Annotated in this window: 30 protein-coding genes, 1 other RNA gene and 1 riboswitch; of the genes, 20 read left to right on the forward strand and 11 right to left on the reverse strand. The window is 68.3% G+C overall.

Annotated elements, in window-relative coordinates:
- Nucleotides 1–14: 14 nt before the first annotated feature.
- From NPA30_RS17775 to ssrA, 4 genes are all read right to left on the reverse strand, one after another.
- Nucleotides 15–248, reverse strand: a complete 234-nt coding sequence (locus NPA30_RS17775; RefSeq protein ID WP_256804119.1) for a ribbon-helix-helix domain-containing protein — start codon at nucleotides 246–248, stop codon at nucleotides 15–17.
- Nucleotides 245–466: a DUF4169 family protein gene (locus tag NPA30_RS17780; RefSeq protein WP_256804120.1), complete on the reverse strand. Its 222-nt coding sequence runs from the start codon at nucleotides 464–466 to the stop codon at nucleotides 245–247. The genes NPA30_RS17775 and NPA30_RS17780 overlap by 4 nt, the downstream gene beginning before the upstream one ends.
- Before the next feature lie 10 nt (nucleotides 467–476).
- Nucleotides 477–1,028, reverse strand: coding sequence for an SspB family protein (locus NPA30_RS17785; RefSeq protein WP_256804121.1), 552 nt, complete (start codon nucleotides 1,026–1,028; stop codon nucleotides 477–479).
- Between the two features lie 64 nt (nucleotides 1,029–1,092).
- Nucleotides 1,093–1,452, reverse strand: a transfer-messenger RNA (tmRNA) gene (gene ssrA, locus NPA30_RS17790).
- A gap of 177 nt (nucleotides 1,453–1,629) precedes the next feature.
- Here ssrA and NPA30_RS17795 point away from each other — a divergent pair.
- The 5 genes from NPA30_RS17795 to NPA30_RS17815 all read left to right on the forward strand — a co-directional run bounded on the left by NPA30_RS17795 (nucleotide 1,630) and on the right by NPA30_RS17815 (nucleotide 7,187).
- On the forward strand, nucleotides 1,630–2,424 hold the full coding sequence (locus NPA30_RS17795) for a thymidylate synthase (RefSeq protein WP_256804122.1): 795 nt from the start codon (nucleotides 1,630–1,632) through the stop codon (nucleotides 2,422–2,424).
- Nucleotides 2,421–2,996, forward strand: coding sequence for a dihydrofolate reductase (locus NPA30_RS17800; protein WP_256804123.1), 576 nt, complete (start codon nucleotides 2,421–2,423; stop codon nucleotides 2,994–2,996). The genes NPA30_RS17795 and NPA30_RS17800 overlap by 4 nt, the downstream gene beginning before the upstream one ends.
- 158 nt (nucleotides 2,997–3,154) lie before the next feature.
- Nucleotides 3,155–4,318 carry an FtsH protease activity modulator HflK gene (gene hflK, locus NPA30_RS17805; protein ID WP_256804124.1) on the forward strand — a complete coding sequence of 388 codons (1,164 nt, stop codon included), beginning with the start codon at nucleotides 3,155–3,157 and terminating at the stop codon, nucleotides 4,316–4,318.
- Nucleotides 4,318–5,364: a protease modulator HflC gene (gene hflC, locus NPA30_RS17810; protein WP_256804125.1), complete on the forward strand. Its 1,047-nt coding sequence runs from the start codon at nucleotides 4,318–4,320 to the stop codon at nucleotides 5,362–5,364. Before hflK ends, hflC begins: the two co-directional genes overlap by 1 nt.
- Before the next feature lie 275 nt (nucleotides 5,365–5,639).
- Nucleotides 5,640–7,187 carry a Do family serine endopeptidase gene (locus NPA30_RS17815; protein WP_306228985.1) on the forward strand — a complete coding sequence of 516 codons (1,548 nt, stop codon included), beginning with the start codon at nucleotides 5,640–5,642 and terminating at the stop codon, nucleotides 7,185–7,187.
- Nucleotides 7,188–7,262: 75 nt separating this feature from the next.
- Here the strand turns inward: NPA30_RS17815 and NPA30_RS17820 are convergent, their stop codons facing one another.
- Entirely contained in the window at nucleotides 7,263–7,943 is a 681-nt protein-coding gene (locus NPA30_RS17820) for an energy-coupling factor ABC transporter permease (RefSeq protein ID WP_256804126.1), read from the reverse strand.
- A gap of 54 nt (nucleotides 7,944–7,997) precedes the next feature.
- Nucleotides 7,998–8,214: riboswitch (cobalamin riboswitch) on the reverse strand.
- 87 nt (nucleotides 8,215–8,301) lie between these two features.
- Nucleotides 8,302–8,496, reverse strand: coding sequence for a hypothetical protein (locus NPA30_RS17825; protein ID WP_256804127.1), 195 nt, complete (start codon nucleotides 8,494–8,496; stop codon nucleotides 8,302–8,304).
- Nucleotides 8,497–8,796: 300 nt separating this feature from the next.
- On the opposite strand from NPA30_RS17825, the gene NPA30_RS17830 reads away from it, so the two are divergent.
- Nucleotides 8,797–9,093 (forward strand): PilZ domain-containing protein, encoded by a 297-nt coding sequence (locus NPA30_RS17830; RefSeq protein ID WP_256804128.1) that lies wholly within the window; start codon nucleotides 8,797–8,799, stop codon nucleotides 9,091–9,093.
- A gap of 54 nt (nucleotides 9,094–9,147) precedes the next feature.
- Entirely contained in the window at nucleotides 9,148–9,921 is a 774-nt protein-coding gene (locus NPA30_RS17835) for an exodeoxyribonuclease III (protein ID WP_256804129.1), read from the forward strand.
- Between the two features lie 13 nt (nucleotides 9,922–9,934).
- Here the strand turns inward: NPA30_RS17835 and NPA30_RS17840 are convergent, their stop codons facing one another.
- The gene (locus NPA30_RS17840; protein ID WP_256804130.1) at nucleotides 9,935–10,489 is read right to left on the reverse strand and encodes a sugar transferase; all 555 of its coding nucleotides are present in this window, start codon (nucleotides 10,487–10,489) and stop codon (nucleotides 9,935–9,937) included.
- Between the two features lie 121 nt (nucleotides 10,490–10,610).
- Between NPA30_RS17840 and NPA30_RS17845 the strand changes: the two genes are divergently transcribed.
- Nucleotides 10,611–11,543: an NAD-dependent epimerase/dehydratase family protein gene (locus tag NPA30_RS17845; RefSeq protein WP_256804131.1), complete on the forward strand. Its 933-nt coding sequence runs from the start codon at nucleotides 10,611–10,613 to the stop codon at nucleotides 11,541–11,543.
- A gap of 3 nt (nucleotides 11,544–11,546) precedes the next feature.
- Here NPA30_RS17845 and NPA30_RS17850 read toward each other — a convergent pair whose 3' ends face one another.
- Both NPA30_RS17850 and NPA30_RS17855 read right to left on the reverse strand, forming a co-directional pair.
- Nucleotides 11,547–12,698, reverse strand: a complete 1,152-nt coding sequence (locus NPA30_RS17850) for a DegT/DnrJ/EryC1/StrS family aminotransferase (protein ID WP_256804132.1) — start codon at nucleotides 12,696–12,698, stop codon at nucleotides 11,547–11,549.
- 153 nt (nucleotides 12,699–12,851) lie between these two features.
- Nucleotides 12,852–13,370, reverse strand: coding sequence for a lysozyme inhibitor LprI family protein (locus tag NPA30_RS17855; RefSeq protein WP_256804133.1), 519 nt, complete (start codon nucleotides 13,368–13,370; stop codon nucleotides 12,852–12,854).
- 156 nt (nucleotides 13,371–13,526) lie between these two features.
- Here NPA30_RS17855 and NPA30_RS17860 point away from each other — a divergent pair, with 156 nt between their 5' ends.
- Nucleotides 13,527–14,285 (forward strand): SDR family NAD(P)-dependent oxidoreductase, encoded by a 759-nt coding sequence (locus tag NPA30_RS17860; protein ID WP_256804134.1) that lies wholly within the window; start codon nucleotides 13,527–13,529, stop codon nucleotides 14,283–14,285.
- A 21-nt stretch (nucleotides 14,286–14,306) separates the two neighbouring features.
- Nucleotides 14,307–14,672, forward strand: a complete 366-nt coding sequence (locus NPA30_RS17865) for a VOC family protein (RefSeq protein ID WP_256804135.1) — start codon at nucleotides 14,307–14,309, stop codon at nucleotides 14,670–14,672.
- 32 nt (nucleotides 14,673–14,704) lie between these two features.
- Here the strand turns inward: NPA30_RS17865 and NPA30_RS17870 are convergent, their stop codons facing one another.
- Complete coding sequence (locus NPA30_RS17870; RefSeq protein ID WP_256804136.1) at nucleotides 14,705–15,133, reverse strand: GlcG/HbpS family heme-binding protein; 429 nt, start codon at nucleotides 15,131–15,133, stop codon at nucleotides 14,705–14,707.
- Nucleotides 15,134–15,427: 294 nt separating this feature from the next.
- Here NPA30_RS17870 and pstS point away from each other — a divergent pair, with 294 nt between their 5' ends.
- The 8 genes from pstS to NPA30_RS17910 all read left to right on the forward strand — a co-directional run bounded on the left by pstS (nucleotide 15,428) and on the right by NPA30_RS17910 (nucleotide 23,628).
- Nucleotides 15,428–16,456, forward strand: coding sequence for a phosphate ABC transporter substrate-binding protein PstS (pstS, locus tag NPA30_RS17875; protein ID WP_256804161.1), 1,029 nt, complete (start codon nucleotides 15,428–15,430; stop codon nucleotides 16,454–16,456).
- Between the two features lie 58 nt (nucleotides 16,457–16,514).
- A complete protein-coding gene (gene pstC / locus NPA30_RS17880) occupies nucleotides 16,515–17,495 on the forward strand; it encodes a phosphate ABC transporter permease subunit PstC (RefSeq protein WP_256804137.1) in 981 nt (326 codons plus the stop codon).
- Between the two features lie 3 nt (nucleotides 17,496–17,498).
- Entirely contained in the window at nucleotides 17,499–18,338 is an 840-nt protein-coding gene (gene pstA, locus NPA30_RS17885) for a phosphate ABC transporter permease PstA (protein ID WP_256804138.1), read from the forward strand.
- Nucleotides 18,335–19,159, forward strand: a complete 825-nt coding sequence (pstB, locus tag NPA30_RS17890; protein ID WP_256804139.1) for a phosphate ABC transporter ATP-binding protein PstB — start codon at nucleotides 18,335–18,337, stop codon at nucleotides 19,157–19,159. The genes pstA and pstB overlap by 4 nt, the downstream gene beginning before the upstream one ends.
- Nucleotides 19,160–19,412: 253 nt before the next feature.
- Nucleotides 19,413–20,747, forward strand: a complete 1,335-nt coding sequence (ugpB, locus tag NPA30_RS17895) for a sn-glycerol-3-phosphate ABC transporter substrate-binding protein UgpB (RefSeq protein ID WP_256804140.1) — start codon at nucleotides 19,413–19,415, stop codon at nucleotides 20,745–20,747.
- Nucleotides 20,748–20,825: 78 nt separating this feature from the next.
- Complete coding sequence (gene ugpA / locus NPA30_RS17900; protein ID WP_256804141.1) at nucleotides 20,826–21,707, forward strand: sn-glycerol-3-phosphate ABC transporter permease UgpA; 882 nt, start codon at nucleotides 20,826–20,828, stop codon at nucleotides 21,705–21,707.
- 9 nt (nucleotides 21,708–21,716) lie between these two features.
- Entirely contained in the window at nucleotides 21,717–22,565 is an 849-nt protein-coding gene (gene ugpE, locus NPA30_RS17905) for a sn-glycerol-3-phosphate ABC transporter permease UgpE (RefSeq protein WP_256804142.1), read from the forward strand.
- A 4-nt stretch (nucleotides 22,566–22,569) separates the two neighbouring features.
- Nucleotides 22,570–23,628 (forward strand): sn-glycerol-3-phosphate import ATP-binding protein UgpC, encoded by a 1,059-nt coding sequence (locus NPA30_RS17910; protein WP_256804143.1) that lies wholly within the window; start codon nucleotides 22,570–22,572, stop codon nucleotides 23,626–23,628.
- A 102-nt stretch (nucleotides 23,629–23,730) separates the two neighbouring features.
- On the opposite strand, the gene NPA30_RS17915 is transcribed toward NPA30_RS17910, so the two are convergent.
- A complete protein-coding gene (locus tag NPA30_RS17915) occupies nucleotides 23,731–24,234 on the reverse strand; it encodes a hypothetical protein (RefSeq protein WP_256804144.1) in 504 nt (167 codons plus the stop codon).
- Between the two features lie 302 nt (nucleotides 24,235–24,536).
- On the opposite strand from NPA30_RS17915, the gene NPA30_RS17920 reads away from it, so the two are divergent.
- Together NPA30_RS17920 and NPA30_RS17925 are read left to right on the forward strand one after the other, a co-directional pair.
- Nucleotides 24,537–24,983 carry an NUDIX hydrolase gene (locus NPA30_RS17920; protein WP_256804145.1) on the forward strand — a complete coding sequence of 149 codons (447 nt, stop codon included), beginning with the start codon at nucleotides 24,537–24,539 and terminating at the stop codon, nucleotides 24,981–24,983.
- A gap of 323 nt (nucleotides 24,984–25,306) precedes the next feature.
- A complete protein-coding gene (locus tag NPA30_RS17925; protein WP_256804147.1) occupies nucleotides 25,307–26,323 on the forward strand; it encodes a lysylphosphatidylglycerol synthase transmembrane domain-containing protein in 1,017 nt (338 codons plus the stop codon).
- The last annotated feature ends 332 nt before the right edge of the window (nucleotides 26,324–26,655 follow it).

Raw genomic sequence — 26,655 nt, forward strand, 5'->3', positions numbered from 1 at the left:
CGCCGCGCTCCGAACTAGCCGGGCGGTGCTGTCGTACGGATTGTCTTCTGCAGGTCGCGCAGGACGTGCAGCCGGATCGCCGAGGAGAGGTTGGTCGCCGGGTCGCGGGCGCCGTCGATCTCCGCCACCAGGGCGGCGAGGGCGACCGCCTCGCGCGCCGAAATCGTCTTCAGCGCCTCCCAGAAGCCGTCTTCGATGCTGATCGAGGTGCGGTGGCCGCGGATGGTGATCGACCGCTTGACGATCATCGATCGCAGGACTGGCTGCCCGACTCCGGCTCTGATGGGCCGTCCCGGTCGAGCCGGTGGCCATCCAGCTGGCGCTCGCGCGCCGCGTCCTCGACCTTGCGCTGGCGCTTCTCGGCCTTGCCCAGCCCGTGCTTCGCGCGGTTCTGCGCCGCCTGCTCGTCCTTCAGTCGACGCCCTGCCGCCTTGCGCGCCTGGCGCAGGTTGACCACCTCGCCCATGCCGTCCGGCTCAGGTCTTCTTGCGGAAGGAGTCCAGCGAGACGACCTCGGCGGATCCCTTGTCGGCGTCGGCGTCCGCCGCCTCGGGCGTGGCACCCTGCTTGGCGGCGGCCTTCGGAGCCTTCTCCAATGGCTTTGCCCGGGCCGACGCGGGCGGCGCCAACGTCAACGGCGCCTCTTCGGATGTCTGGTTGGCGGCTTCCGTTTCGCGCACGTCGAACTCGAGCTCGAAATTCACCGCCGGATCGTAAAAGCCGCGGATCGCGGCGAACGGCACCAGCAGGCGCTCCGGGACGTCCGAAAACGACAGGCCGACCTCGAAATGGGTGTCGGTGACGATGAGGTCCCAGTACTGGTGCTGGACGACGATCGTCATCAGCTCCGGATACTTCTCGCGCAGCCGGGTCGACAGGCGCACGCCGGAGGCCGAGGTCAGGAAGGTGATGAAGAAGTGGTGCTCGCCCGGCAGACCGGTCTTCTGCACCTCGCCGAGAACCTTCCGGATGACGCCACGCAAGGCATCCTGCGCGAGTATGTCGTAGCGGATCAGATCCTGGGCCATCGGGGCTCGTATCGCCTTCTCGGTCGCGTGCGCCGTGCGTGGCAGCAGACCTGGTGAAAGATAAAGTGGAGGTTTCTGTTGCCAGGCACCTCCGAGCCCCGCCTAGAAGTGCGAACCCCTAGGGCTTGGATTGAAGTCATCGCACCGCATTAAGCGGCGAGACGAGCTTCCGCATAGTTGTCGTTGGCAACTACTTTTTCGGCCCGATAACGGCGGAACCATGCCGAGCGAAAGTCCGATCTTTACACCCTCGTCGATCCTGTTTCGCCCCCGCCTCAACCCAACTCCGCTGCAGCTTGGGTTCAGGTGGAGGCGCCGGGTACCGCCCCCGGGTCCGAATGGCTTATTCCATCGGCCGTTTATCGCCATAGCCGGACAAGCCGGCGTCGCGAATATAGGGATATGGGCCCTGCCTGAAAAGGCCGAAATCGGCGGACGTCCCTGAGACTGCGAATGCGGGGCGGCAGCCCGGGGCCGGATCGAACGGGATCCCGGTCCAGGCCGCGCCGCCGAGTCGACATCCGATGCGTTTTCGGCGATCAGTCCGTGCCGTCCCGGCGGAATCGGCCGCACGCGGACGGCCGGCAAGCAAAGGGCTGCGATGCGCGCCTATCTCGACCTCCTGTCGCACGTGCTGAACCAGGGCGTGGATCGGGGCGACCGCACCGGCACCGGCACGCGGTCGGTGTTCGGCCACCAGATGCGGTTCGACCTCGATGCGGGCTTCCCGCTCCTGACCACCAAGAAGCTGCATCTGCGCTCGATCATCCACGAACTCCTGTGGTTCCTGCGCGGCGACAGCAACATCGCCTATCTCAAGGCGAACGGCGTCTCGATCTGGGACGAGTGGGCCGACGCGGCGGGCGAGCTTGGACCGGTCTACGGGGTGCAGTGGCGCTCCTGGCCGGACTATGACGGCGGCACGATCGACCAGATCGCCAAGCTCGTCGCCGAGATCGGCCGCAATCCGAACTCGCGCCGGCTGATCGTCTCGGCCTGGAACCCCGCGCTGGTCGACGAGATGGCGCTGCCGCCGTGCCACTGCCTGTTCCAGTTCTACGTCGCCGACGGGCGGCTGTCCTGCCAGCTCTACCAGCGCTCGGGCGACATCTTCCTCGGCGTGCCCTTCAACATCGCTTCCTACGCGCTGCTGACGCTGATGGTGGCGCAGGTCACCGGCCACCGGCCCGGCGACTTCATCCTGACGCTCGGCGACGCGCATCTCTACCGCAATCACTTCGAGCAGGCCCGCGAGCAGCTGACGCGCGCCCCGAAGCCGCTGCCGACGATGCGCCTCAATCCCGACGTCACCGACCTCTTCGGCTTCCGCTTCGAGGATTTCACGCTGGAGAATTACCACCCCGACCCGCACATCAAGGCGCCGGTGGCGGTGTGAGCGCGGCGAGCGGAGAGGGAGGCGTTCCGGCAGAGCCGTTCGCGCCGCGCCTCGTCGCGGTCGTCGCGATGGGCCGCAACCGGGTGATCGGGCAGGACGGCGCGATGCCCTGGCGGCTGCCGACGGACCTCAGGCACTATCGCAGCCTGACCATGGGCAAGCCGATGATCATGGGCCGCAAGACGCTCCAGTCGATCGGGCGTGTCCTCGACGGGCGCGACACCGTGGTGCTGACGCGCGACCGAAGCTTCGCCTTCGAGGGCGCCCATGTCGCGCACGAGGCGGAGGCGGCAATCGTCGCGGCACGGCACCTTGCCGAGGCGCGCCGGGCCGAGGAGGTGATCGTCGCCGGCGGCGGCGAGATCTACGCCCAGTTCATGCCGCGGCTCGATCGGCTCTACGTGTCGCTGGTCGATGCGGAGCCGGCAGGCGACGCGACGTTTCCGGCGATCGATCAAGGTGAGTGGGCGCTCGTTGCCGAGGAACGCCCGCCAAGGTCCGAGCGGGACAGCGCAAACGTCGTCTTTCAGGTCTGGGATCGTCGGCCTGCCGAGGCCGCAACTTCGCGCTAAGCCTTTCGGGCAAAACGCATTGTTCGCACGCCATACGATGCGCGATTTGACGCCGCTTTCGTTGAAAGCCGCGCGGTCAATTCCTATAAGGTGCCGGACAGAAGAAAACGCCAGCGGCACGGGGAGGTTCCGGCACGCGGCCCAGCGAGAGGACATCCATGCCCTGGAGCAATCAGACGGGTAACGGCGGTTGGAAGGGAGGCGGCTCGGGAGGCCCGTGGGGGCAGGGACCGCAGCCGCCCCGACCCGGTGGCTCGAACCAGTCACCCGATCTCGAGGACATCCTGCGCCGCGGCCAGGACCGTCTGCGCCGCGCCATGGGCGGCGGCGGCGGCGGGGGTGGCGGCGCTGCGCAGGGCGGTGGCCTCGCCCTGTTCGGCCTGATCCTCATCGGCGTGATCGTGCTCTGGCTGTTCAAGGCGGTCTACACCGTCCAGCCCGACGAGGTCGGCGTCGAGAGCCTGTTCGGCCAGCCCAAAGCCGAACTCTCCGAGCCGGGCCTCCACTTCATCTTGTGGCCGATCGAGACGGTCGACACGGTCCCGGTGGTCGAGAACCAGATCACGCTCGGCACCGGGCGCGACAGCTCGGGCCAGATGCTGTCCGGCGACCAGAACATCGTCGACGTCCAGTTCGCCGTTCTCTATCAGGTGGATAACCCGAGAAACTTCATCTTCAACGTGCGCGATCCGCAGTCGATGCTGCAGCAGGTCGCCGAGAGCGCCATGCGCGAGGTGGTGGGCCGCCGGCCGGTGCAGGACGTGTTCCGCGACAACCGCGCCGACATCGCCGAGAAGGTGCGCCAGATCGTCCAGGACACGCTGAACGGCTACGGCGCGGGCATCCGCATCAACACCATCTCGATCGAGGACGCGGCGCCGCCGCGCGAGGTCGCCGACGCCTTCGACGAGGTGCAGCGCGCCGAGCAGGACGAGGACCGCTTCGTCGAGGAGGCCAACCGCTACCAGAACGAGCGCCTCGGCAAGGCGCGCGGCGAGGCGGCGCAGATCCGCGAGGAGGCGGCGGGGTACAAGGCGCAGGTCGTGCAGGAGGCGCAGGGCGAGGCCAAGCGCTTCAGCTCGATCCTCGCCGAATACGAGAAGGCGCCGGAGGTCACGCGCAAGCGTCTGTTCCTCGAGACGATGGAGGATGTCCTGAAGGGCAGCCAGAAGGTGATCCTGGAGAAGGACAGCGCGGGTCAGGGCGTGGTGCCGTACCTGCCGCTGCCACAGCTGCAATCTTCCGGTGCCTCGACGGCGTCTTCGCCAACGCGCGGCACGGGCGGCACGGGCGGCACGACCGCCGTGCAGGGAGGCAACTGATGACCCATCGTCTCTACGGCCTTCTGATCGTCGTCGCCGCGGGCCTCTTCCTGCTGTGGAACGCGCTGTTCATCGTCAACGCCAAGGAGCAGGCGCTGGTCCTGCGCTTCGGCGAGATTCGCCGGGTGGTGCAGGAGCCCGGCCTGTACTTCAAGCTGCCGTTCTCGTTCGCCGGCGCGGACAACGTGCAGAAGCTGCCGAAGCAGCTGCTCCGGCTCGACCTCGACAACATCCGCGTGCAGGTGTCGGGCGGCAAGTTCTACGAGGTCGACGCCTTCCTGGTCTATCAGATCGACGACCCGGCCCGCTTCCGCCAGACCGTGTCCGGATCGATCCCAGAAGCGGAAGGTCGGCTGCGCACGCGTCTCAACGCCGCCCTGCGCGACACCTACGGCCTGCGCGGCTTCGAGGCGGCGCTGTCCGATTCGCGCGCCGAGATGATGCGCGAGGTGCGCGATCAGATGCGGCCGGACGCCGCCTCCCTCGGCATCGGGCTCACCGACGTGCGGATCCGGCGCACCGACCTGACGCAGGAGGTGTCGCAGCAGACCTTCGACCGGATGAAGGCCGAGCGCCTCGCGGAGGCCGAGCGTCTGCGTGCCCGAGGCAACGAGGCGGGCCAGAAGATCCGCGCCGCCGCCGACCGCCAGGCGGTGGAGATCAAGGCCGAGGCGCAGCGCGATTCGGAGATCCTGCGCGGCGAGGGCGAGGCGGAGCGCAGCGGCATCTTCGCCAGCGCGTTCGGCAAGGATCCGGGCTTCTTCGACTTCTATCGTTCGATGCAGGCGTACCGCGACTCGCTGCAGAACTCGGGCACCACCATGGTGCTGTCGCCGGACACCGAGTTCTTCCGCTACTTCAAGACGGATGTGCCGCAGGATTCCGCCGGCTCGGCGGCCGCGTCCACCGCGCCCGTCGGTGCGGCGCAGGAGCCGACGCCGGCGCCGGCCTCCGCGGCGCCCGCTGCCGCGTCTCCGCCGGCCGGAACGCCGCCCGCGGCACCGGCGGACGCGACGCAGGCGACCCAGCCGACGCCGGCCGGCTGAGGCAGACCGACATGCGCGCGCCGCTCGTCCGGCGCGCGCCCGCCTTCCTGCGCCACTCGCGAGCCAGACCCGGGGCAGCGGTGGCGAGGCTGTCGGCGCACGGCGGCGTTCAGCCGCTGGTGGCACGCGAACCGTTGCGCGGCAGCGCATCACCTTCGGGTCATCTGCCGTATCACGCTTGATTCCACCGCGTTTTTGGGCTTGCGTCAGCACTCGCTGCGACGTGCCGCCCGCGCGGCTTGTCGGCGCTCTCGCTGACGCACAGGATCGTCCCGATGTCCGCACTCCGCTTCCGCCCGATCGCCGTCAGCGCCCCGGCGCTGCTGGCGCTCATGCTGCTGCCGCTCGGCGCGGCTTCCGCGCAGACGCCGGCGCCGGACGCTGCGGCCGATCCCGCTGCCGCCGCGGCCGATGGATCGCATCGGACGATGCAGGGGCCGGCCTCGGTCGCCGATCTGGCGGAAGGGTTGCTGGACGCGGTGGTCAACATCTCGACCTCGCAGACCGTGCGCGGCGGCGGGGTGCCGCGGCTGAATGCGCCGGAAGGTTCGCCGCTGCAGGATTTCTTCGACGACCTGTCGAAGGACGGCGACAATTCGCGCCGGGTGCAGTCGCTCGGCTCGGGGTTCGTCATCGACCCCTCGGGCGTCATCGTCACCAACAACCACGTCATCGCCGACGCGGACGAGATCACGGTCAACTTCGCCGACGGGTCGCAGCTGCCGGCCAAGCTGCTCGGCAAGGACCTCAAGACCGACATCGCAGTGCTCAAGGTGGAGTCGGCCAAGCCGTTGAAGGCGGTGAAGTTCGGCGACTCGGATCGGATGCGGATTGGTGACTGGGTGATGGCGATCGGCAATCCGTTCGGCCTCGGCGGCTCGGTCACGGTCGGTATCGTGTCGGCGCGCGGGCGCAACATCAATGCGGGCCCTTACGACAACTTCATCCAGACCGACGCGGCGATCAACCGCGGCAATTCGGGCGGGCCGCTGTTCGACATGTACGGCGACGTGGTCGGCATCAACACGGCGATCATCTCGCCGAGCGGCGGCTCGATCGGCATCGGCTTCTCCATTCCGTCCGAGCTCGCCTCGAACGTCATCGCGCAGCTGCGCCAGTACGGCGAGACGCGGCGCGGCTGGCTCGGCATCCGCCTGCAGGAGGTGACCGAGGACATCGCCGACGGGCTCGGGCTGCAGGCCGCCAAAGGCGCGCTGGTGATGGGTGTGCAGAGCGACGGGCCGTCGGAGGGCAAGCTGCAGGTCGGTGACGTCATCACCGGCTTCGACGGCCATCCGATCGACTCTTCGCGCGACCTGCCGCGCATCGTGGCCGAGACCGAAGTCGGCAAGAGCGTGACCGTGGACATCCTGCGCAAGGCGGCGAAGACCGCCCCGGCCGACACGTTGCACGTCGAGGTGACGCTCGGGCGGCTCGAGGACGGCGAGCAGCAGATGGCCTCGGCCGAGCCGGACGCGGGCGCCAAGGGTGGCGCAAAGCCGGACGGCGCGGCTCCGGCGCTCGGCAACGAGACGCTCGGCATGAAGCTCGCCGACATCGACCAGTCGCTGCGCGACCAGTATCAGCTGGCCAAGGATGCATCCGGTGCGGTGGTGACGTCGGTCGATCCGGCTTCGCGCGCCGCCGAGAAGGGGATCGAGGCCGGCACGGTGATCAAGGAGGTGGCGCAAGAGAGCGTCGCCAGCGCCAAGGACGTCACCGACAAGATCGCGGAGCTGAAGTCCTCCGGGCGCAAGAACGCCCTTCTGCTGCTCGCGTCCGGCAGCGGCGAGTTGCGCTTCGTCGTGGTGCCGATCGACTGACGAAAAAGGCGCGCCCCTGGCGCGCCCTTCGTTTGGCGTGAGCGTGTCGGTGCGCCGACACGCAAGGCCCAGAGGTCAGGCGGCGGCTTCGAAGAGCCGCGGTTGGACCAGGGCGGTATCGCGCAGCCGGTGCAGCGTCTTGGCCGCAGCGAGAACGGCGAGATCAATCAGCGGCTCGACCAGGACGACGGTCATGTAGGCGCCGCCGAAGCTCGCGACCGCCGTCAGATTGGCGAGGCCGAAGCCCTGGCCGTAGAGCGCCCAGAACGCCACCCAGGCGACGATGCCGCCCTGATAGGCCGTCGACAGGGCCAGCGCCTGGCCATAGCCGACGTCCTTGTAGGCCGTGCGGGCCGGGATGATGCGCGCGGCCAGCAGGCTCATGGCGTAGAGCGGCACCAGCAGCGTGGTGACGTTCATGCCGTATTGCGGCAGGTCGAACGGGGCGAAGAACAGCCCCTGGATCAACAGGCCGAGCACGAGGCCGATCGCCGCCGGCCCGGACCCGAAGATCAGGAACAAGGTGGAGCCGAGGATGAGGTGCACCTCCGAGACGCCGACCGCGTGATGCGGCAGCAGCTGGAAGAACGAGAAGACGAGCGCCGTGGTCGCCGTCGAGCGGACGGCGAGGGCGCCGGCACCGTCGCGGCGCAGCGTGTCGACGGCCATCTTCGCGGCCAGCCCGAAGGAGGCCGCCGCCGTGGCGTAGCTGAGAACGATCTTGGCGCCGGTGACGACGCCGGGTTCGATATGCATCTTGATGTCTCCTTCCGCACCCGCCGTGCGGCAAAGGATTGAGAATTGCGCTGAAGGGCGCGGCTGGCGATGGCAGGTCTCCTGGCTTGCGGGTCCTGTCGCTTCGCCCGCCTTCCCGGCCGAAGAGGGCCAGTGGCATGTCGGGCGTCGCTCGCCGCTCACAGTTGCGGGGGCAGCCACGGTTTCGGCCCCTGATGGGTACGCCTCACCGTGTTCCCTTTTCATCCGGACCGCCCTGGGGGCATCCGGAACCATCGCGGCGACCCTACGCGCCATGAGGCACCATCGCAACAGGGAGCGGGCGTCCGGGCTGAGCGCAAGATTCTGAGCGCGGCGACGCACCTCGCCAGCGCCGCCCTCAGGCGGCGGCGCTCGCCTCCACCTCGAAGGCATGTTCCGCCAATGCGGCACGGACGTCGTAGATCGCCTCCAGCACGTCGGGACGATCCGATTCCCGGTACTCCAGACGCTCCAGGATGTCCGACACCAGGCTCATCGCGTCCCAGTAGCCGGCGCGACGCTCGTTGGAGGCGAACTTCGTGGCGTGTGTCATGCGGTCCGATCCCTAGCAGGCGAGGGCCGCGATATAGACCGCCCGCGCTTGCCTCGGGCTGGTTGCGGCCGATCGGTGACCCGGAATTGCTCGCCGAGCGAGAGCATTTCGAACGGACAGTTGCCAAGAATGACTGACTTTATAGTCATATCGGATATAGAAAGGGGGTACGGTCAGGCACATCGATAAAGTCACGCGATGGAAAATTATAGGATCTACTGGTTATGAGCGTAGGGTCGTGCCGACGGAGGCTCGCGCGCGACTGCAACGTCTTGAGACATCAGAAACGGAGTGGCGGCGATGCTGAAAGTGGCTCAACGGCTCGACCTGCGCCGGGACCAGCGTCTCGAAGTGAACCGCAAGCTGCTGCTGCTGCGGGCGGACGGCTCGCTGCTGTCCATGTGCACGATGTGGGATGTGTCGTGCTCCGGCGCCGGCTTGCGCTACGAGCGGCCGCTGCCGCTTCCGGACACCATCGTGCTGGCACCGAACAGCATGGTTCAGGTCGCAGCGCTGGTGCGGTGGCGGGGGACACTCTCCTGCGGCGTCGAGTTTCTCGAGCGCCTGCCGGAGGATCATCCACTGCTGCAGACCTGAATCCCGGACACGCGTCGATTCGATCGCGAGCGCTGCGCGCCTATCTGTCGATCCGTGAAACTCGCGACCTTCAACATCAACAACGTCAACAAGCGTCTCGGCAATCTTCTCCCGTGGCTCGAGGAGGCCGAGCCGGACGTCGTCTGCCTGCAGGAGCTGAAATGCGAGCAGGCGGCGTTCCCGGCGAAAGAGATCGCGGCGCTTGGCTACGACGCGGTCTGGAAAGGCCAGCGCAGCTGGAACGGGGTCGCGATCCTCGCCCGCGAAGCCGAACCGGTGCTGACACACGACGCGCTGCCCGGCGACGATGCCGACACGCAGAGCCGCTACATCGAGGCGGCGGTCAAGGGCATCCTCGTCGGCTGCCTGTATCTGCCGAACGGCAATCCGCAGCCCGGGCCGAAGTTCGCCTACAAGCTCGCCTGGTTCGAGCGGCTGATCGCGCACGCTGCCGGGCTCGCCGAAACCGGCCTGCCGGTGGTGCTCGCCGGCGACTACAACGTGGTTCCGACGGACTTCGACATCTACCGCAGCCGCTCCTGGACCGACAACGCGCTGCTGCAGCCGGAGAGCCGGGACGCCTTTCGGCGCCTGCTCGATCAGGGCTGGACGGACGGGCTGCGGCAGCTTCATCCGGACAGGCCGCTCTACACCTTCTGGGACTACAAGCGCGAACGCTGGAGCCGCGACGCCGGCCTGCGGCTTGACCACCTGCTGGTCGCGCCCTCGCTCTCGGCGCGACTGACGGCGGGCGGCGTCGACCGGGCGGTGCGCGGCGAGGAGGGCGCGAGCGATCACGCGCCGGCCTGGATCGAGCTCGACCTGTGAGCCTCCGGACTCTTCAGGTCAGGGTTCGATCCCCACGACCGCCACCGATCACCGTGCGCAACAGCAGGACGAGGTCGAGGCGCATCGACCGCCGCCGGACGTAGTCCGCATCCACCGCAGCCAGCCGCAACGGATCCGACATGTCGATGCCCCTGACCTGCGCGAGGCCGGTGATGCCCGGACGGACGGCGAGCACGCCGCGGGCACGGCGCGCTTCGACGAGCACGGTCTGCTGCGGCAGGCACGGGCGGGGGCCGACCAGGCTCATGTCGCCGCGCAGGACGTTCCAGAGCTGCGGCAGTTCGTCGAGCTTGGTGCGCCGGAGCCGGTTGCCGAGCGTGGTGACGGCCGCGCGCGGCGTCTCGTGCGAGGGCAGCGAGGCCGTGTCGGCGCGCATCGTGCGCAGCTTGTAGCACGTGAAGGGCCGGCCATGCCGTCCGATCCGGACCTGGGCGAAGAGGCCGGGCCCGGGCGTGTCGCGGCGGATCATCAGCACCAGCGCGAGGATCGGCAGGGCGAAGACGAGGAGACCGGCGGCCGATGCGGCCATGTCGAAGAGGCGTTTCATCGGCAAGGCTTCTAACACGGCCAGTCGCCGGTGCAGCGCTCGATGCGCGGGCGGCATGCTGGTTCGATACACTGCGGGGTGGTAGGCAGCGATCCGGCGTTATCGCGCCGGAGGAGGGTGTGTGCGGGTTCTCGTCACTGGTACCAGCGGCTTCATCGGCCGGGCGCTCGTCGCCGATCTCGCCGGTCGGTCCTTCGACGTGCGCCCGATCCTGCGCGAGGCGAGCGACCCACCGCCGGGCCTGCGCCCTGTCGCGACCGAGGGGCTCGAGCCTGCGGCGCAGGGTCTCCCGAAGGCCGATGTCCTCGTACACCTCGCGGCCGCCAACCCGGTGCGCGGCGACGCGCTCTGGCAGGACGAGGCGGCCCTGCGGCGTGCGAACGTCGATCACGCGCTCGGCCTTGCACGTGCGGCGGCCGAAGCCGGTGTGAGGCGCTTCGTCTTCGCCAGCAGCGCAGCGGTGTACCCGCCGAGCGGTTCGCTGCCGTTCGATGAGGCGCACCCGCCGGCGCCGACGACGGCGTATGGCCGCTCCAAGCTCGAGGCCGAGGCGGCGCTGGGCGCGCTGGCGCGCGATCTCGGGCTGGGCCTCACCATTCTGCGCCTGGCGCCGGTCTACGGGATCGGCGCACGATCGGGCATGATGGCCCTGGCGCGCCTCGCCGCCCGTCCGATGCCGCTGCCGTTCGGCCGCGCACGCGCGCCGCGCAGCTACCTGTCGCTGCGCAACGCCGTCCACGGCGTCGTCACCGCGGTGACGTACGCCGGAGCGGCCGGCGGGATCTACAACCTTGCCGATCCGCAACCGCTCTCGACGGCCGAACTCCTCACGCTGATGCGCAGCGGCCTCGGACGCGCGCCCGCGCTCGTTCCCGTGCCGGCGACGCTGTTGCGCGGCGCGGCGCTCGCCGCAGGCCGCCGCGCCGACTGGGAGCGCCTGTTTGCTCCCTTCGTCATCGACACGCAGCGCGCCAGGGACGAGCTCGAGTGGATCCCGCCGGAAACCCCGCAGGAGGCGGTGCCGGCCTTCGCCCGCGCCGTGAGCCGCGGCTGAACGTCAGGCGGCCTCTGCCGCCTCGGCCAGCGATTCGCGCGCTGCGGCGATGACCCTGTCCTGCGTCGCCGCATCGAGATAGGCGTGCATCGGCAGGCTGACGACCTCGCCCGACAACCGGTCGGAGACCGGCAGGCCGTTGCCGGCGGTCGGGAAGTGCTTGTAGGCGGTCTGGCGGTGCAGCGGCTTGCCGTAATAGATCACCGTCGGCACGCCACGGCTCTTCATTGCCGCCATGAAGGCGTCGCGCCGTGCGGCAGGGAGCTTCACCGTGTACTGCGCCCAGGTCGACACCGCGCCGTCGAGGAGGCGCTGCGGCGTCACGAGATCGGCCAGTGCCGCTTCGTAGCGCGCCGCGATCGCCATCCGCGCCTCGATCTCCTCGGGGAAGATCGCGAGCTTCTCCAGGAGTATCGCCGCCTGGATCGTGTCCATGCGGCCGTTCATCCCGATCCGCACGTTGTCGTACTTGTCGGTGCCGTAGCCGTGGATGCGCAGCGAGCGGATGATCGCGGCAAGCTCGACGTCGTTGGTCTGGAGTGCGCCGCCGTCGCCGTAGCAGGCGAGCGGCTTGGCCGGGTAGAAGCTGGTGGAAACCACGTCCGCCCAGGCGCTCGCCATCTTGCCGGAGAGCGTTGCGCCAAAGCCCTGTGCCGCATCCGAGATGAGCTTCAAGCCATGCGCGTCGCAGATCGCGCGGATCGCCGGATAGTCTGCGGCCTGGCCGAACAGGTCGACCGCGATGACCACGCGCGGCGTCAGTCGACCGGCGCGAACCACCTCGTCGATCGCCTGTTGCAGGTTCTCCGGATCGAGGTTGAAGGTGTCTCCGAGCACGTCGACGAAGATCGGCGTCGCGCCGAGCCAGGCGACGACCTCCGCGGTCGCGGCGAAGGTGAAGCTCGGCACGAAGACCGCATCGCCCGGCTTGATGCCCCAGGCCATCAGCGGCAGGGCGAGAGCGTCGGTGCCCGAGCCGCAGACGATGGTGTCGTCCATGCCGCCGAATGCCGAAAGCTGCCGCTCGAGCTCGAAGATCTCCGGCCCCTGCACATAGGCGCCCTCATCGATCACCTTCGCCAGCCGCGCGTCGATCTTGTCGCGGATACGAGCGCGCTGTGCGGAGAGGTCGATGAAGGGAATCGGGTCGTTCATGATGGTCCTCGGGATACGCGTCGTGCCGTCACTCGGGCAGCGAGGGGTCTAAAGTTTCGCGGCCTGCGTCAAGCGGCGGTACGGATCGTAGCCGTCACGTTATGTTCGCACTGCGGCGAGAGCGTGAGCGAATGCGATGATCGCGATCGGTGCTCACTCGTCCCGCGGGGCGAGGTCGATGGCGCGCTGCGCGGTGAGGTCGAGTTCGCAGCTCGCATAGGTCAGCGTGCGGATCGTCCCGCCGGCGTCGAGGGCGTAGAGGCGGTCGCACTCGGCGTCGCGAAACGCGATCCAGGCGCGCTGCGCCGCGACGAGACTGGTGGCTGCGCCGGCGTCGATGCCGCTGTCACCAAGCTCCTTGTCCGTCGCCTTGGCGTCCGCCGTCGCTCGCCGGTAGCGCTCGTTCAGGATGGCGTCCCAAGCCGACTGTTCACGGTCGATGCAGGCTGCGATGTCGTCGGTCGCCACGGCCTTTGTCTTGTCCTGGCAGGCGTCGGAGCGCTGGCCGATGCAGCTGCGAGGGTCGTCGCCGGCTTTGGCAAGGCAGGCTTCGATCGCCTTGCGGTCGGCTCTCACGGCGGGGTCCGCCGCAGTCTGCGCAGTGGCGGATGAGGCATCGGCGACAAGGACGAAGCCGGCGGCGAGCGAGGCGAGGGCGGCTGGACTGCGCATGGATATCCTCCAAAGACGGCGAGGGCGAGCATAATCCGGCGCCGGGCTGGCCGCCATCAAGCCCGGTCCGCCTGCGTCTGGACCCTTTGCCGAGCGACTTGACCGCGCGCCGCAAGTGGTGCTCGTCCAGCCGAAACCGAGGAAAGGTCGAACTCCGTGGAATTTGCCGTTTATCCCAGCCTCAAGAATGCCGCCGTCTTCGTGACTGGCGGTGCCTCCGGCATCGGCGAGGTGATCGTGCGCGCCTTCGCCGACCAAGGAAGCCGTGTCGGCTTCCTCGACATCGACACCGAGCGGGGTCGCGCGCTCGCTGCGGAGCTCGCCACGCACGGCGAGGTTCACTTCGAGGCGTGCGACCTGCGCGACATCGATGCGCTGAAGCAGGGGTTTGCCCGGCTCGAGGCCGCGCTCGGGCCCGCCGCGGTCCTCGTCAACAACGCGGCGCGCGACGACCGGCATGGCTGGGAGAGCGTGACGCCGGACTACTGGGACGAGCGGATCGCCACCAATCTCAAGCACATGTTCTTCGCCACCCAGGCCGTGACACCCGGCATGATCGCTGCGGGCAAGGGCTCGATCGTCAACATGGGGTCGAACTCGTGGTGGGAATCGGCCGGCGGGATGCCGGTCTACACCACTGCCAAGGCCGCAGTGCACGGCATGACCCGCTCCTTCGCCCGCGATCTCGGGCCGCACCGGATCCGGGTGAACACGGTGGTGCCCGGCTGGATCATGACCGAGCGCCAGAAGGCGCTCTGGGCGACGCCCGAGGCGCTCGAGCGGCACCGGCAGAACCAGTGCCTGCCGGACCTCATCGAGCCGGTGCACGTCGCCCGTATGGTGCTCTTTCTCGCCTCCGACGACGCGCTGATGTGCACGGCCAACAACTTCTTCGTCGAGGCCGGCTCGGTCTGAACGTGCAGGGGAGAGGCTGCCATGGCGGTCAAGCGGATCGTTGCGAACATCCTGGCGCCGGACCCGCAGACCGGTCGCCGCTTCTACGGCGAGATCCTCGGGCTCGAGATCGTCATGGACCAGGGCTGGATCCTCACCTTCGCGGGTGAGGCGCTGCAGAGGTCGCAGCTCTCGCTCGCCAGCGAGGGCGGCGGAGGGACGGCGCTGCCGGCGCTTTCGATCGAGGTGGACGATCTCAAGGTGGTGCTCGATCGTCTCGCCGCCGCCGGCATCCGCCCCGAATACGGACCGGCCGACGAGCCGTGGGGCGTGAGGCGGGTGTTCGTCCGCGATCCATTCGGCCAGCTCATCAACATCCTCCAGCACGGAACGGTGATGGAGGACTGAGCCGGCCGAAGGGCATTGCGCGGCGGCGCGGCTCAGCCGCAGTCGGCGGTGAAGCCGCAGGCCTCGATGCCCGCGACCGCGCAGGTCTCGTCGTTGTCCGAGGTGTCGCCGGTGATGCCGACCGCGCCGAGGATCGCGCCACCGGCGTCGCGGATCAGGACGCCGCCGGGAACCGGAACGAGGACGCCGCCCGCGAGGGCATTCATCGCCTGGACGAAGAAGGGCTGCTCCTCGGCGCGCTTGAAGATGGCGCGCGAGCCCATGCCGAGCGCGATCGCGCCGTTGGCCTTACCGATGGCGATGTCCGGCCGCATCCGGCTGGCGCCGTCCGAGCGCTCGAGCGCGACGAGGGCGCCGCCGGCGTCCAGCACCGCCACGGTGAGCGGCTTGAGGCCGAGCTCGGCGCCCTTGGCGAGAGCGGTCGCGACGGCCTTGCGGGCCTGGTCGAGGGTCAGCGTCATGACGTTCTCCTTGATCGTTGGATGCGGGGTGCATAGCGCGGCCCCGTCTCGTGAACCAGCGCTGCCGATGTTCTCGCGGTCATCGGTCTCCGGCCGGTGGCCTTAACCACGATGAGGCGCGCTCGGGACATTAAGATCCGCCGATAGCCAGATTCCCCGCGGATAGTCATCGATCTGTCGTACAGCCGGGGTAAGCGCACGGCAGTCGAGCGTGACGGAGCGGCAGCCGCTCCCCGCACCGGCTCCCTGAAAACGGAGAGGCAGACAATGACCTTCATTTGGAAGACCGGCCGGATGGCCCTGATCGCCGGTACGGCACTGATGCTGGGCCACGCTGCGCAGGCCGCTGACATTTCCGGCGCCGGCGCGACCTTCCCCTATCCGATCTACGCGCAGTGGGCCGACGCCTACAAGCAGAAGACCGGCACCGGCCTCAACTACCAGTCGATCGGCTCGGGCGGCGGCATCAAGCAGATTGAAGCCAAGACCGTCACCTTCGGTGCGACCGACAAGCCGCTCGGCGGCGAAGAGCTCGAGAAGAACGGCCTCGTGCAGTTCCCGACCGTGATGGGCGGCATCGTTCCCGTCCTGAACGTCGAGGGCGTCAAGCCGGGTGAGCTCGTGCTCGACGGCGACACCCTTGCCAAGATCTTCATGGGCGAGATCACCGAGTGGGACGACGCCGCGATCAAGAAGCTGAACCCGGACGCCAAGCTGCCGTCCGCGGCCATCGCCGTCGTCCACCGCTCGGACGGCTCGGGCACGACCTTCAACTTCACCTACTATCTCGGCCAGGTCTCGGCTGACTGGAAGAGCAACGTCGGCGTCGACTCCAGCGTCGAGTGGCCGGTGGGCATCGGTGCCAAGGGCAACGAGGGCGTCGCCGCCAATGTCGGCCAGACGGCCAACTCGATCGGCTACGTCGAGTACGCCTACGCCCTGCAGAACAAGATGACCTATGCCGACATGATGAACAAGGACGGCAAGAAGGTCGCTCCGGAAGCCGCGGCCTTCGCCGCCGCCGCCGAGGGCGCCGACTGGTCGAGCCAGCCGGGCTTCGGCGTGATCCTCGCCAACCAGGCGGGCGAGAAGTCCTGGCCGATGACGGCCGCGACCTTCATCCTGATCCACGAGAAGCCGGACAACGCGCAGGATGCGGCCGAAGCCCTCAAGTTCTTCGACTGGGCCTATGCCGAGGGCGACGACATGGCTGCCAAGCTCGACTACATCCCGATGCCCGACGCCGTCGTGAAGGACATCCACGAGGAGTGGTCGAAGATCCAGGGCCAGGACGGCAAGCCCGTCTTCACCGCCTCCAAGTAACGGTCTCCTGTCGGGAGGCGGCCTCGCCGCCTCCCGATTTCCCTGCTAAAGGACGGTCATGACCCTCGCGGCCGATACACGTAGCGTCGATCCGGTCCGGCAGCGGACCCTGTCGAAGTTCGCAACGTCCGACATCGTCTTCTACAATCTGACGCGGGCTGCGGCGGTCCTCGTCCTGGTCGTCCTGGTCGGCGTCGCCATCTCGCTGATCAACGGCTCGCTGCCTGCGCTGCAGACCTTCGGGTTCTCGTTCCTGTGGACGGAGAAGTGGAACCCGGTGACCGAGCAGTTCGGCGCGCTGGCTCCGATCTACGGCACGGTCGTCACCTCGATCATCGCCATGATCATCGCCATCCCGGTGGGGATCGGCATCGCGGTGTTCCTGACCGAACTCTGCCCGCGGCCGCTGCGCCGCCCGATCGGCATCGCGGTCGAGCTTCTCGCCGGCATCCCGTCGATCATCTACGGCATCTGGGGCCTGTTCGTCTTCGCCCCGTTCCTGCAGCACACGCTGCAGCCCTTCCTGATCGGCACCTTCAAATACGTGCCGGGCCTCAGCAGCGTCTTCGCCGGTCCCCCTTACGGCATCGGCGTCCTGACCGCGGGCCTGATCCTCGCGATCATGGTGCTGCCCTTCATCTCCTCGATCACCCGCGACGTCTTCCTGACGGTGCCGCCGATGCTCAAGGAATCGGCCTACGGGCTCGGCATGACGACCTGGGAGGTCACCAGCCGGATCACGCTGCCCTACACCCGCGTCGCGGTGGTCGGCGGCGTCATGCTGGCGCTCGGCCGCGCGCTCGGCGAGACCATGGCCGTGACCTTCGTCATCGGCAACGCGCACCGCATCACGCCCTCGGTGCTGGCGCCCGGAACCACGATCTCGGCCTCGATCGCCAACGAGTTCACCGAGGCGACCGGCGACCTCTACACCTCGTCGCTGTTCGCTCTCGGCCTCGTCCTCTTCGTCATCACCTTCATCGTGCTTGCCTGCGCCCGGCTGATGCTGGCCCGCATGAAGCGCCGCGCCGGAGCCTGATCGATGGCCTCGTATGCCGCCCGCCGGGGCACCAACGGCGTGATGATGACTCTCTGCACCGCCGCCGCGGTGTTCGGTCTGATCTGGCTCGCCATCATCCTGATCGAGCTGTTCTGGCGGGGCTTCTCCGGCCTGTCGGTCGACGTGTTCACCAAGATGACGCCGCCGCCGGGCAGCGACGGCGGCCTTCTCAACGCCATCGCCGGCAGCCTGCTGATGACCGTCATCGCGGTCGCCGTCGGCACGCCGATCGGCATCCTCGCCGGCACCTACATGGCCGAATACGGTCGCCATCACCGTCTTTCGATGGTGGTGCGCTTCATCAACGACATCCTCCTCTCGGCGCCGTCGATCATCGTTGGCCTCTTCGTCTATGAGATGCTGGTCGTCACGCTCGGCCACTTCTCCGGCATCGCTGGTGCCGCGGCCCTCGCCATCCTCGTGCTGCCGGTGGTGGTGCGCACCACCGAGGATATGCTTCTCCTGGTACCGGACGCGCTGCGCGAAGCCGGGACGGCGATCGGTGCGCCGCGTTGGGTGGTGATCCGATCGGTCGCCTACAAGGCGGCCCGCGCCGGCATGATCACCGGCGTCCTGCTCGCCATCGCCCGCATCTCCGGCGAAACGGCGCCGCTGCTCTTTACCGCGCTCAACAACCAGTTCTGGAGCCTCAACCTCGACGCGCCGATGGCCAGCCTGCCGGTGACCATCTTCCAGTTCGCGCTGAGCCCCTATGAAAGCTGGCAGAACCTTGCCTGGACCGGCGCGCTGATCATCACCCTTGCGGTCCTCGCGCTCAGCATCATTGCCCGCGTGTTCGGCTCGCAGAAGGAGTCCTCATGACCGCCCAGTCGTCCATCCTGACCGCGCCGACCAGCATCGCGATCCCGGGCACGCGCCTCAACACGCGCGAGCCGAAGGTGGAGGTGAAGGACCTGTCCTTCTTCTACGGCTCGTCGAAGGCGCTGAAGAACATCAGCCTGACGCTGCCGGAGCGGGCGGTGACGGCCTTCATCGGACCGTCGGGCTGCGGCAAGTCCACGCTGCTGCGCACCTTCAACCGCATCTATGAGCTCTATCCGAACCAGCGTGCCGAGGGCGAGATCCGCGTCGACGGCAACAACATCCTAGACCGTTCGCAGGACCTCAACCTGCTGCGCGCCAAGGTCGGCATGGTGTTCCAGAAGCCGACGCCGTTCCCGATGTCGATCTACGACAACATCGCCTTCGGCATCCGCCTCTACGAGAAGCTCAGCCGCAGCGAACTGGACGAGCGCGTGCAGCGGGCGCTGACCCGCGCGGCGCTGTGGGACGAGGTGAAGGACAAGCTCAACGCCAGCGGCCTCAGCCTGTCCGGCGGCCAGCAGCAGCGCCTGTGCATCGCGCGCACCGTCGCGGTGCGCCCCGAGGTCATCCTGCTCGACGAGCCGGCCTCGGCGCTCGACCCGATCTCGACCGCCAAGATCGAGGAGCTGATCGACGAGCTGAAGACCGAGTACACGATCGCCATCGTCACCCACAACATGCAGCAGGCGGCGCGTGTCTCGGATCTGACGGCCTTCATGTATCTCGGCGAGCTGATCGAGTTCGGCGAGACGACGAGCCTGTTCCAGGCGCCGCGCGAGAAGCGCACCCAGGACTACATCACCGGCCGCTTCGGCTGAGGCCAAGGGCCGCGGCAACCCCTCCGGGGCCGCGGCGACCGGATTGCGCAACCCGATCGACACGACCGCGCGACCTCTGGAGGTGGCGCGGTCGTTTCGTTTCGGAACGCCGTCGGACGGCTCGTCCTCCGGCTTGCACAGCTGTCACACCAGCGTCATCAGGCTGTGACCGTCCTGTCACGCGCCTGGATTAACGACCTCGGCGAGGGCGCCGCGATCCCGCGCGTCCGCCTCCAACAGGCGGGGACTTCTCATGACACATCTGAACACCTGGCTGCGAGCCGCTGCCATGACCGGCGCGCTGGCGGCAAGCGTCGGCGTCGCCGAGGCCAAGACCCAGATCACCTGGTGGCACGCGATGGAAGGCGAACTCGGCGGCAAGCTCGAGGAGATCGTCAAGAAGTACAACGCCTCGCAGGATCAGTACGAGGTCGTCCCGACCTACAAGGGCACCTATCCCGAGACGATGACGGCGGCGATCGCGGCCTTCCGCGCCGGCCAGCAGCCGGACATCGTCCAGGTCTTCGAGGTCGGCACCGGTACGATGATGGCCGCCAAGGGCGCGATCTATCCGGTCTACCAGCTGATGCAGGATGCCGGCGCGAACTTCGATCCGAAGGGCTTCCTGTCGGCGGTGGTCGGCTACTACACCGACGCCGACGGCAACATGCTCTCGATGCCGTTCAACTCCTCGACCCCGATCCTCTATTACAACAAGGACGTCTTCAAGAAGGCCGGGCTCGACCCCGAGCAGCCGCCGAAGACCTGGGGCGACGTCGAGGCCTTCTCCAAGACGATCATGGACTCCGGCGCGGCCAAGTGCGGCTTCACCACCGGCTGGATCTCCTGGGTGCAGCTGGAGAACTTCTCGGCCTGGCACAACCAGCCGATCGGCACCGAGCAGAACGGCATCGGCGGCATGGATGCACGCCTGACGGTGAACGGTCCGGTGCAGGTGAAGCACTGGGAGAACCTGAAGAAGTGGCAGGAGTCGGGCCTGTTCCAGTATGGCGGCCCGGTGGGCGGCCCGGACGCCCCGCCGAAGTTCTACTCGCAGACCTGCGCGATGTACATGAACTCGTCGGCGTCGCGTGCTTCGGTCATGAACAACGCCAAGGACTTCAAAGTCGGCTTCGGCATGCTGCCCTATTACGACGACGTCGAGGGTGCGCCGCAGAACTCGATCATCGGCGGCGCGACCCTGTGGGTGCTGCAGGGCAAGCCGAAGGACGACTACAAGGGCGTCGCCGACTTCTTCGCGTTCCTCTCTTCGCCCGAAATCCAGGCTGAGTGGCACCAGTTCTCCGGTTACCTGCCGATCACCCGCGCCGCCTACGAGCTCGGCCAGACGCAGGGCTACTACGAGAAGAACCCGGGCTCGGACGTCGGCATCAAGCAGATCACCCTGCATGAGCCGACCGAGAACTCGAAGGGCCTGCGCTTCGGCAACTACGTGCAGGTGCGCGACGTCATCGACCAGGAGTTCCAGGCGCTGCTCTCCGGCCAGAAGACGGCGCAGCAGGCGCTCGACTCGGTCGTCTCGCGCGGCAATGCGCTGATCGAGCAGTTCCAGCAGGCGAACGAGTAGTCAGCCGCCGGTCCAGAGGCATCGCGGCCCGCGCTCCGGCGCGGGCCGCATTCGTATCCTCCTCGTCCATGTGAGTTCATGCAGACCAAGCGCACGGTCTTCGGCAACTGCGTCCTGCCCTACCTCCTGCTGCTGCCGCAGCTGGCGGTGACGATGGTGTTCTTCATCTGGCCGGCGGGTCAGGCGGTCTGGCAGTCGTTCCTGCAGCAGGACCCGTTCGGCCTGCGCACCAGCTTCGTCTGGTTCCGCAACTACGAACGCCTGTTCCACGACCCGAACTACCTGAACGCGCTCGGCGTCACCGTCGTCTTCTCCATTTCGGTCGCCGTCCTGTCGCTGGGCCTCGGCCTGATCCTCGCCGTGGCCGTCGACCGGCTGGTGAAGACGCGGCTCTACTCGGCGCTCATCGTCTGGCCCTATGCCGTGGCGCCGGCGGTCGGCGGCGTCCTCTGGTGGTTCATGGCGAACCCCACCATCGGCGTCGTGCCGTATCTCCTGCGTCTCGTCGGCTACGACTGGAACCATGCGCTGTCGCCGACGGACGCGATGATCTTCGTCGTGGTCGCGTCGAGCTGGAAGCAGATCTCCTACAACTTCCTGTTTTTCGTCGCCGGGCTGCAGGCGATCCCCGGCTCGCTGCGCGAGGCCGCGGCGATCGACGGGGCAGGGCCCGTGAAACGGTTCTTCACCATCACCGTCCCGCTGCTCTCGCCGACGAGCTTCTTCCTCCTCGTCGTCAACACGGTCTACGCGCTGTTCGACACCTTCCCGGTGATCGACGCCACCACCAAGGGCAACCCGCAGCAGTCGACGACGACGCTGGTCTACAAGGTCTACCAGGACGGCTTCATCGCGCTCGACCTCGGCTCCTCCGCCGCGCAGTCGGTGATCCTGATGCTGATCGTCGTCCTCCTCACCGTCGTCCAGTTCCGCTGGGTCGAGCGGCGCGTCCAGTACTGAGGTCCACGAATGGTCGAGAACCGTCCCTGGCTCAACGCGCTGTCGCATCTGGTGCTGATCACCGGTGTCGTGGTGGTGGCGTTCCCCGTCTATCTCGCGGTCATCGCCTCGACCCGTGGACCGAACGACTTCTATTCGGGTCTCGTGCCGTTGCTGCCGGGACCGCACGCGCTCGAGAACTACTCGGCGATGTTCGGCGCCGGCCTGTCGACCTCGGGTGCGCCGCCGCTCGGCCTGATGATGACGAACTCGCTGATCATGGCGCTGTCGATCGCCCTCGGGAAGATCGCGATCTCCATCCTCTCGGCCTTCGCCATCGTCTATTTCCGCTTCCGGTTCCGGCTCGTCGCCTTCTGGATCATCTTCATCACCCTGATGCTGCCGGTCGAGGTGCGCATCCTGCCGACCTTCAAGGTGGTGGCCGATCTCGGCATGCTGAACAGCTATGCCGGCCTGTCGATCCCTCTGATCGCCTCGGCGACGGCGACCTTCCTGTTCCGCCAGTTCTTCCTGACAGTCCCGGACGAGCTGATGGAAGCGGCGCGCGTCGACGGCGCCGGGCCGATGAAGTTCTTCCGCGACATCCTCCTGCCGCTGTCGCGCACCAACATCGCGGCGCTGTTCGTGATCCTCTTCATCTATGGCTGGAACCAGTATCTCTGGCCGCTGATGATCACCACGGACACCGGCTATTACACCGTCGTCATGGGCATCAAGCGCCTCGTCGCGGTCGCCGATGCGATCCCGCAATGGAACTACGTGATGGCGGCCGTGGTGCTGGCGATGCTGCCGCCCGTGGTGGTGGTCGTCGCGATGCAGCGCCTGTTCGTGCGCGGCCTGGTCGAAACGGAGAAGTGAGACGATGGCGGCGATCACGCTCAGCGACGTCAGGAAGGTCTATGCCGGCGGCGTCGAGGCCGTCAAAGGTGTGTCGATCGACATCGCCGATGGCGAGTTCCTGGTGCTCGTCGGTCCGTCCGGCTGCGGCAAGTCCACGCTTCTGCGCATGGTGGCGGGGCTGGAGACCATCTCCTCCGGGACGATCTCGATCGGCGAGCGGGTGGTCAACCGGCTGGAGCCGGCCGAGCGCGACATCGCCATGGTCTTCCAGAACTACGCGCTCTACCCGCACATGACGGTGCGCCAGAACCTCGAATACGGCCTCAAGAACCGCGGGATGGCGAAGGACGAGCGGGGACGCCGCATCGACGAGGCGGCCCGGGCGCTCGAGATCGCCCAGCTCCTCGACCGCCGGCCCCGCCAGCTCTCGGGCGGCCAGCGCCAGCGCGTGGCGATGGGGCGTGCGATCGTGCGCGAGCCGGCCGCCTTCCTGTTCGACGAGCCGCTCTCCAACCTCGATGCCAAGCTGCGCGTCCAGATGCGGGCCGAGATCCGGCGGCTGCAGAGTGCGCTGCGCACCACCAGCCTTTACGTCACGCACGACCAGCTGGAAGCGATGACGCTCGCCGATCGGATCGTCGTCCTCAACGCCGGGCGGGTCGAGCAGATCGGCACGCCGATGGAGCTTTACGAGCGGCCCGCCAGCCTCTTCGTCGCGGGCTTCATCGGCTCCCCGGCGATGAACCTCGTGCCGCTCGCAGGCGGGAGCGCGCAGGCCTTCGACAATCTCCCGGCAGCGCTCGCCGAGGAGGGCCGGGTGCTCGGCGTCCGGCCGGAGCATCTCGAGTTGACCGACCGCTTGGCGGGCGAGGGGGAGGTGGGGCTCGCCATGGTGGTGACCTCGGTGGAGTCCGTCGGCGCGGAGAGCTTCCTGCACGGCGCCCTTGGCGAGAGCGGCCCGGCCATCGCCGTACGGATCCCGGGCTACAGTCGGGTCGAGCCGGGGGTGCGGCTGCGCGCCGTTGCTCCCCGGGCGCTGCTGCACGTCTTCGATCAGACGAGCGGCCGGCGCGCGGCGTGAGCCGGCTTCGCGCCGAGCCGCCGCGTCGGGCCAACGCCGCGATCCCAAGGCGATGCCACGATCCGCAGAGAGCCGCGGGCGGCTCTGCCGGCGCTGGCGGCGTCAGACGAGCCCCTTGTCCTGACAGGCGGAGAAGACGGCAAGGGCATTCTGCTTGCTCAACGCCAGGCCCTTGACCTGGAACTCGAAGGCTCCGTCGGGGCCGACGCGCCCCGAGCCGCTGAACAGACGCCAGCGCGTCGCCTGGTTCATGCCGTCGACGGTGTTGACGAGGCCGCAGGCGAGGATCGTCCCATCCGCAGTCCGTCCGGCGGACATGCGCGAGAATTGCGGCGTGCCCTGACCCGAGAGCGCGTCCGCAACCTTGAGCTTGATCGCTGCCGTCTGTTCGCCCGTCAGCCGGTAGGGCGTGACATCGGGCGCCGTCTGCGGGCGCGGATAGCCGGGGATGCGAAGCGCGGCGAGATCGAGGTCGGGCATCGCCACCGTCGGCAGCTCGAGACTGGGCATCGGCGGCGCCTGGCACGCGCCGAGCACCAGGCAGGCCGCCAGCGCCGTGCGCCGGAGCTTCGGACGGAATCGGAACGGGGCAGGAAGAGCACTCATCGCCCGGTTCTTAGCGCGCGCCGCCGCCGCTGTGGGGCATGGCCCGCGATCACGTTTGTCGCACCCTCGTTACACCGCTTGGCCTAAAGGCCGGTGCCTTGCCCGGAGCGTCGCGCTGCCTCCTCGGGCGAGCGACCAGCAGGGGAAGACGCGACGAAAAGCTCGAAAAGCGTCGATGAACAGGCGTGCAAAGGCAGGCCGCATCGCCTATCTATGGCTCAGCGAGCCGATTTGCGGCAGGCGCCGCGTTCTGTTCAGCCGGACGTGCAATTGCGACCACAGACGAGGTGTCACGGAAGCGGGTGTCGGAAAAACGGAAGAAACAGTTCGGTGCGCTGGTTTACCGCGAGAGCGACGGGACGGTCGAAGTTCTGCTGGTGACCTCGCGCGAGAGCGGACGCTGGGTCATCCCGAAGGGCTGGCCGATGAAGCTCAAGCTGCCGCATCGCGCGGCGGCGCAGGAGGCGTTCGAGGAGGCCGGCGTGCGCGGCCGGATCTCGCACCGCGCGATCGGCACGTTCGACTACGACAAGCGCCGGCGCGACGGCAGCCTCGTGCCCTGCCGCGTCGTCGTCTATCCGATGGCCGTCAGCGACCTCCTGGAAGACTGGCCCGAGGCCGATCAGCGACAGCGCGCCTGGTTCGCTCCGGCCGATGCGGCCGAACGGGTGAACGAACCCGAACTCGCGGCCCTCCTGCGTCATGTCGAGGAGGGCGCCGTCGCGCTGCCGCACCTGGCCGCCGCCTGAGAAGGCGGTCGCCGGCTGTCAGGCCGCCGTCCCGGCGGCGGGGATCCGACCGCCGGCGGTTTTGCGACGAGCGCCGCGCGTGACGGCGGCGGCTTCGACGCTGGGACTTGCGTGTGAACCGAAGCCGTCTTCCGACTGTTCCTGTCGCGTTCGTCGCCTTGGCCGGCACGCAGCTGATGCGTGACGCACCTGCGCCTGTGTGACGGAGGGTCTTGCGGACCGGGACGAGCGACCGCAAAGCTCTTGCGCGATCAGGTGAACGGTCCGCTCGTGCGGAGCGTTGCCGACGGCGGCAGAGTGCGAAGTGGGGGCCGGCGGACAGGATGAAGCTGAAGACCCTGATGTGGCCGGTCATCGGTCTGTCGGCCGTCGCCTTTTCGCTGTGGCTCCTCGTCGAGGAGCTGCGGACGACGTCCATCGACGACATCGGCGCCAGCCTCGCCGCGATCCGAGAGCCGGCTTGGGCCCTGTCGGCGCTCTGCGCGCTTGCCGCCTACGCCGCGCTCGCCGCCTATGACCGACTGGCGTTGAAGCATCTCGGGCGGCAGGTGTCCTGGCGGTTCATCACCCTGACCTCCTTCACCGCCTATGCGCTCTCGCACAATCTCGGCGCGTCGGTGCTCTCGGGTGCGATCGTGCGCTACCGGGCCTACAGCACGCGGGGGCTCAGCGGCGCGGAGGTCGGCGTGCTCGTCGCCTTCGCCTCCTTCACCTTCGTGCTCGGCAGCGCGCTCCTCTGGGGCCTCGTGCTGGTGATCGAGCCGGCGACGCTGCGCCGTTTCGGCGAGCATCTGCCGGTCGAGGCCTCGACCGTCACCGGCATCCTGGTGCTGGTGCTGATCGCGCTCTACGTCTTCGGCAGCTGGCTGCAGCTGCGGCCACTCCGGCTCTGGCGGCTGACGCTCGCCTATCCCTCGCTGCCGATCGTGCTGCGGCAGCTGCTGATCGGCCCGGTCGAGATCCTCGGCGCGGCCGGCATCATCTACTTCGCGCTGCCGGATGCCGGGAACCCCGGTTTCGCCGTCGTCGTCGGGGTGTTCCTCGTGTCGTTCTCGCTGGCGCTCCTGTCGCACGCGCCGGGCGGGATCGGGGTCCTCGAATTCGTCTTCGTCGCCGGCCTGTCGGACATGCGGCCCGCCGATGTCCTCGCGGCCCTCCTCGTCTTCCGCCTGTTCTATCTGCTGATCCCGCTGGCGCTGGCGCTCGTGGTGGTCGTGGGCTTCGAGCGCCGCCAGCTCGTGCGCAGCCTCCGCTCGATCCGGCTGCGACGGGCGAGGGCGGATCGCCGCCATCGCGGCCGCCGGACCGGCAGGCTCGAGACACCGCCCGGCGAGGCGTGAGGCGGGGCGTGTCCCGGCTGGCACGCCCTTGCGCGTCGTTCGGCGGGAGGGCGGTCCGCGGTCCTGGCCTGCAGTGCGGGCCGCGCGCCGCCGCGTACCAGCACGTCCGAAGCGCGGGGAGGGGATCCCCGGCCCTTACATGACGGTGGGATGACGGGGTGGCAGCCTGCGGGGTCCGGGGCGGGGCGGCGTCGAAGTTTTTTCCCGCGGCTCGAAAAACCGCGTTGACAGGGCTTCGGCGGTGGCCCTATAAGCCGCCCATCGACGGCGCAGGCGTCGCCGGCGAGCTGATCAGCTCGTTCTGGAGTTGCCTGCGGGGGTTACTGGAGCCG

Source organism: Mangrovibrevibacter kandeliae (genome assembly GCF_024519155.1).
GTDB lineage: Bacteria > Pseudomonadota > Alphaproteobacteria > Rhizobiales > Rhizobiaceae > Mangrovibrevibacter > Mangrovibrevibacter kandeliae.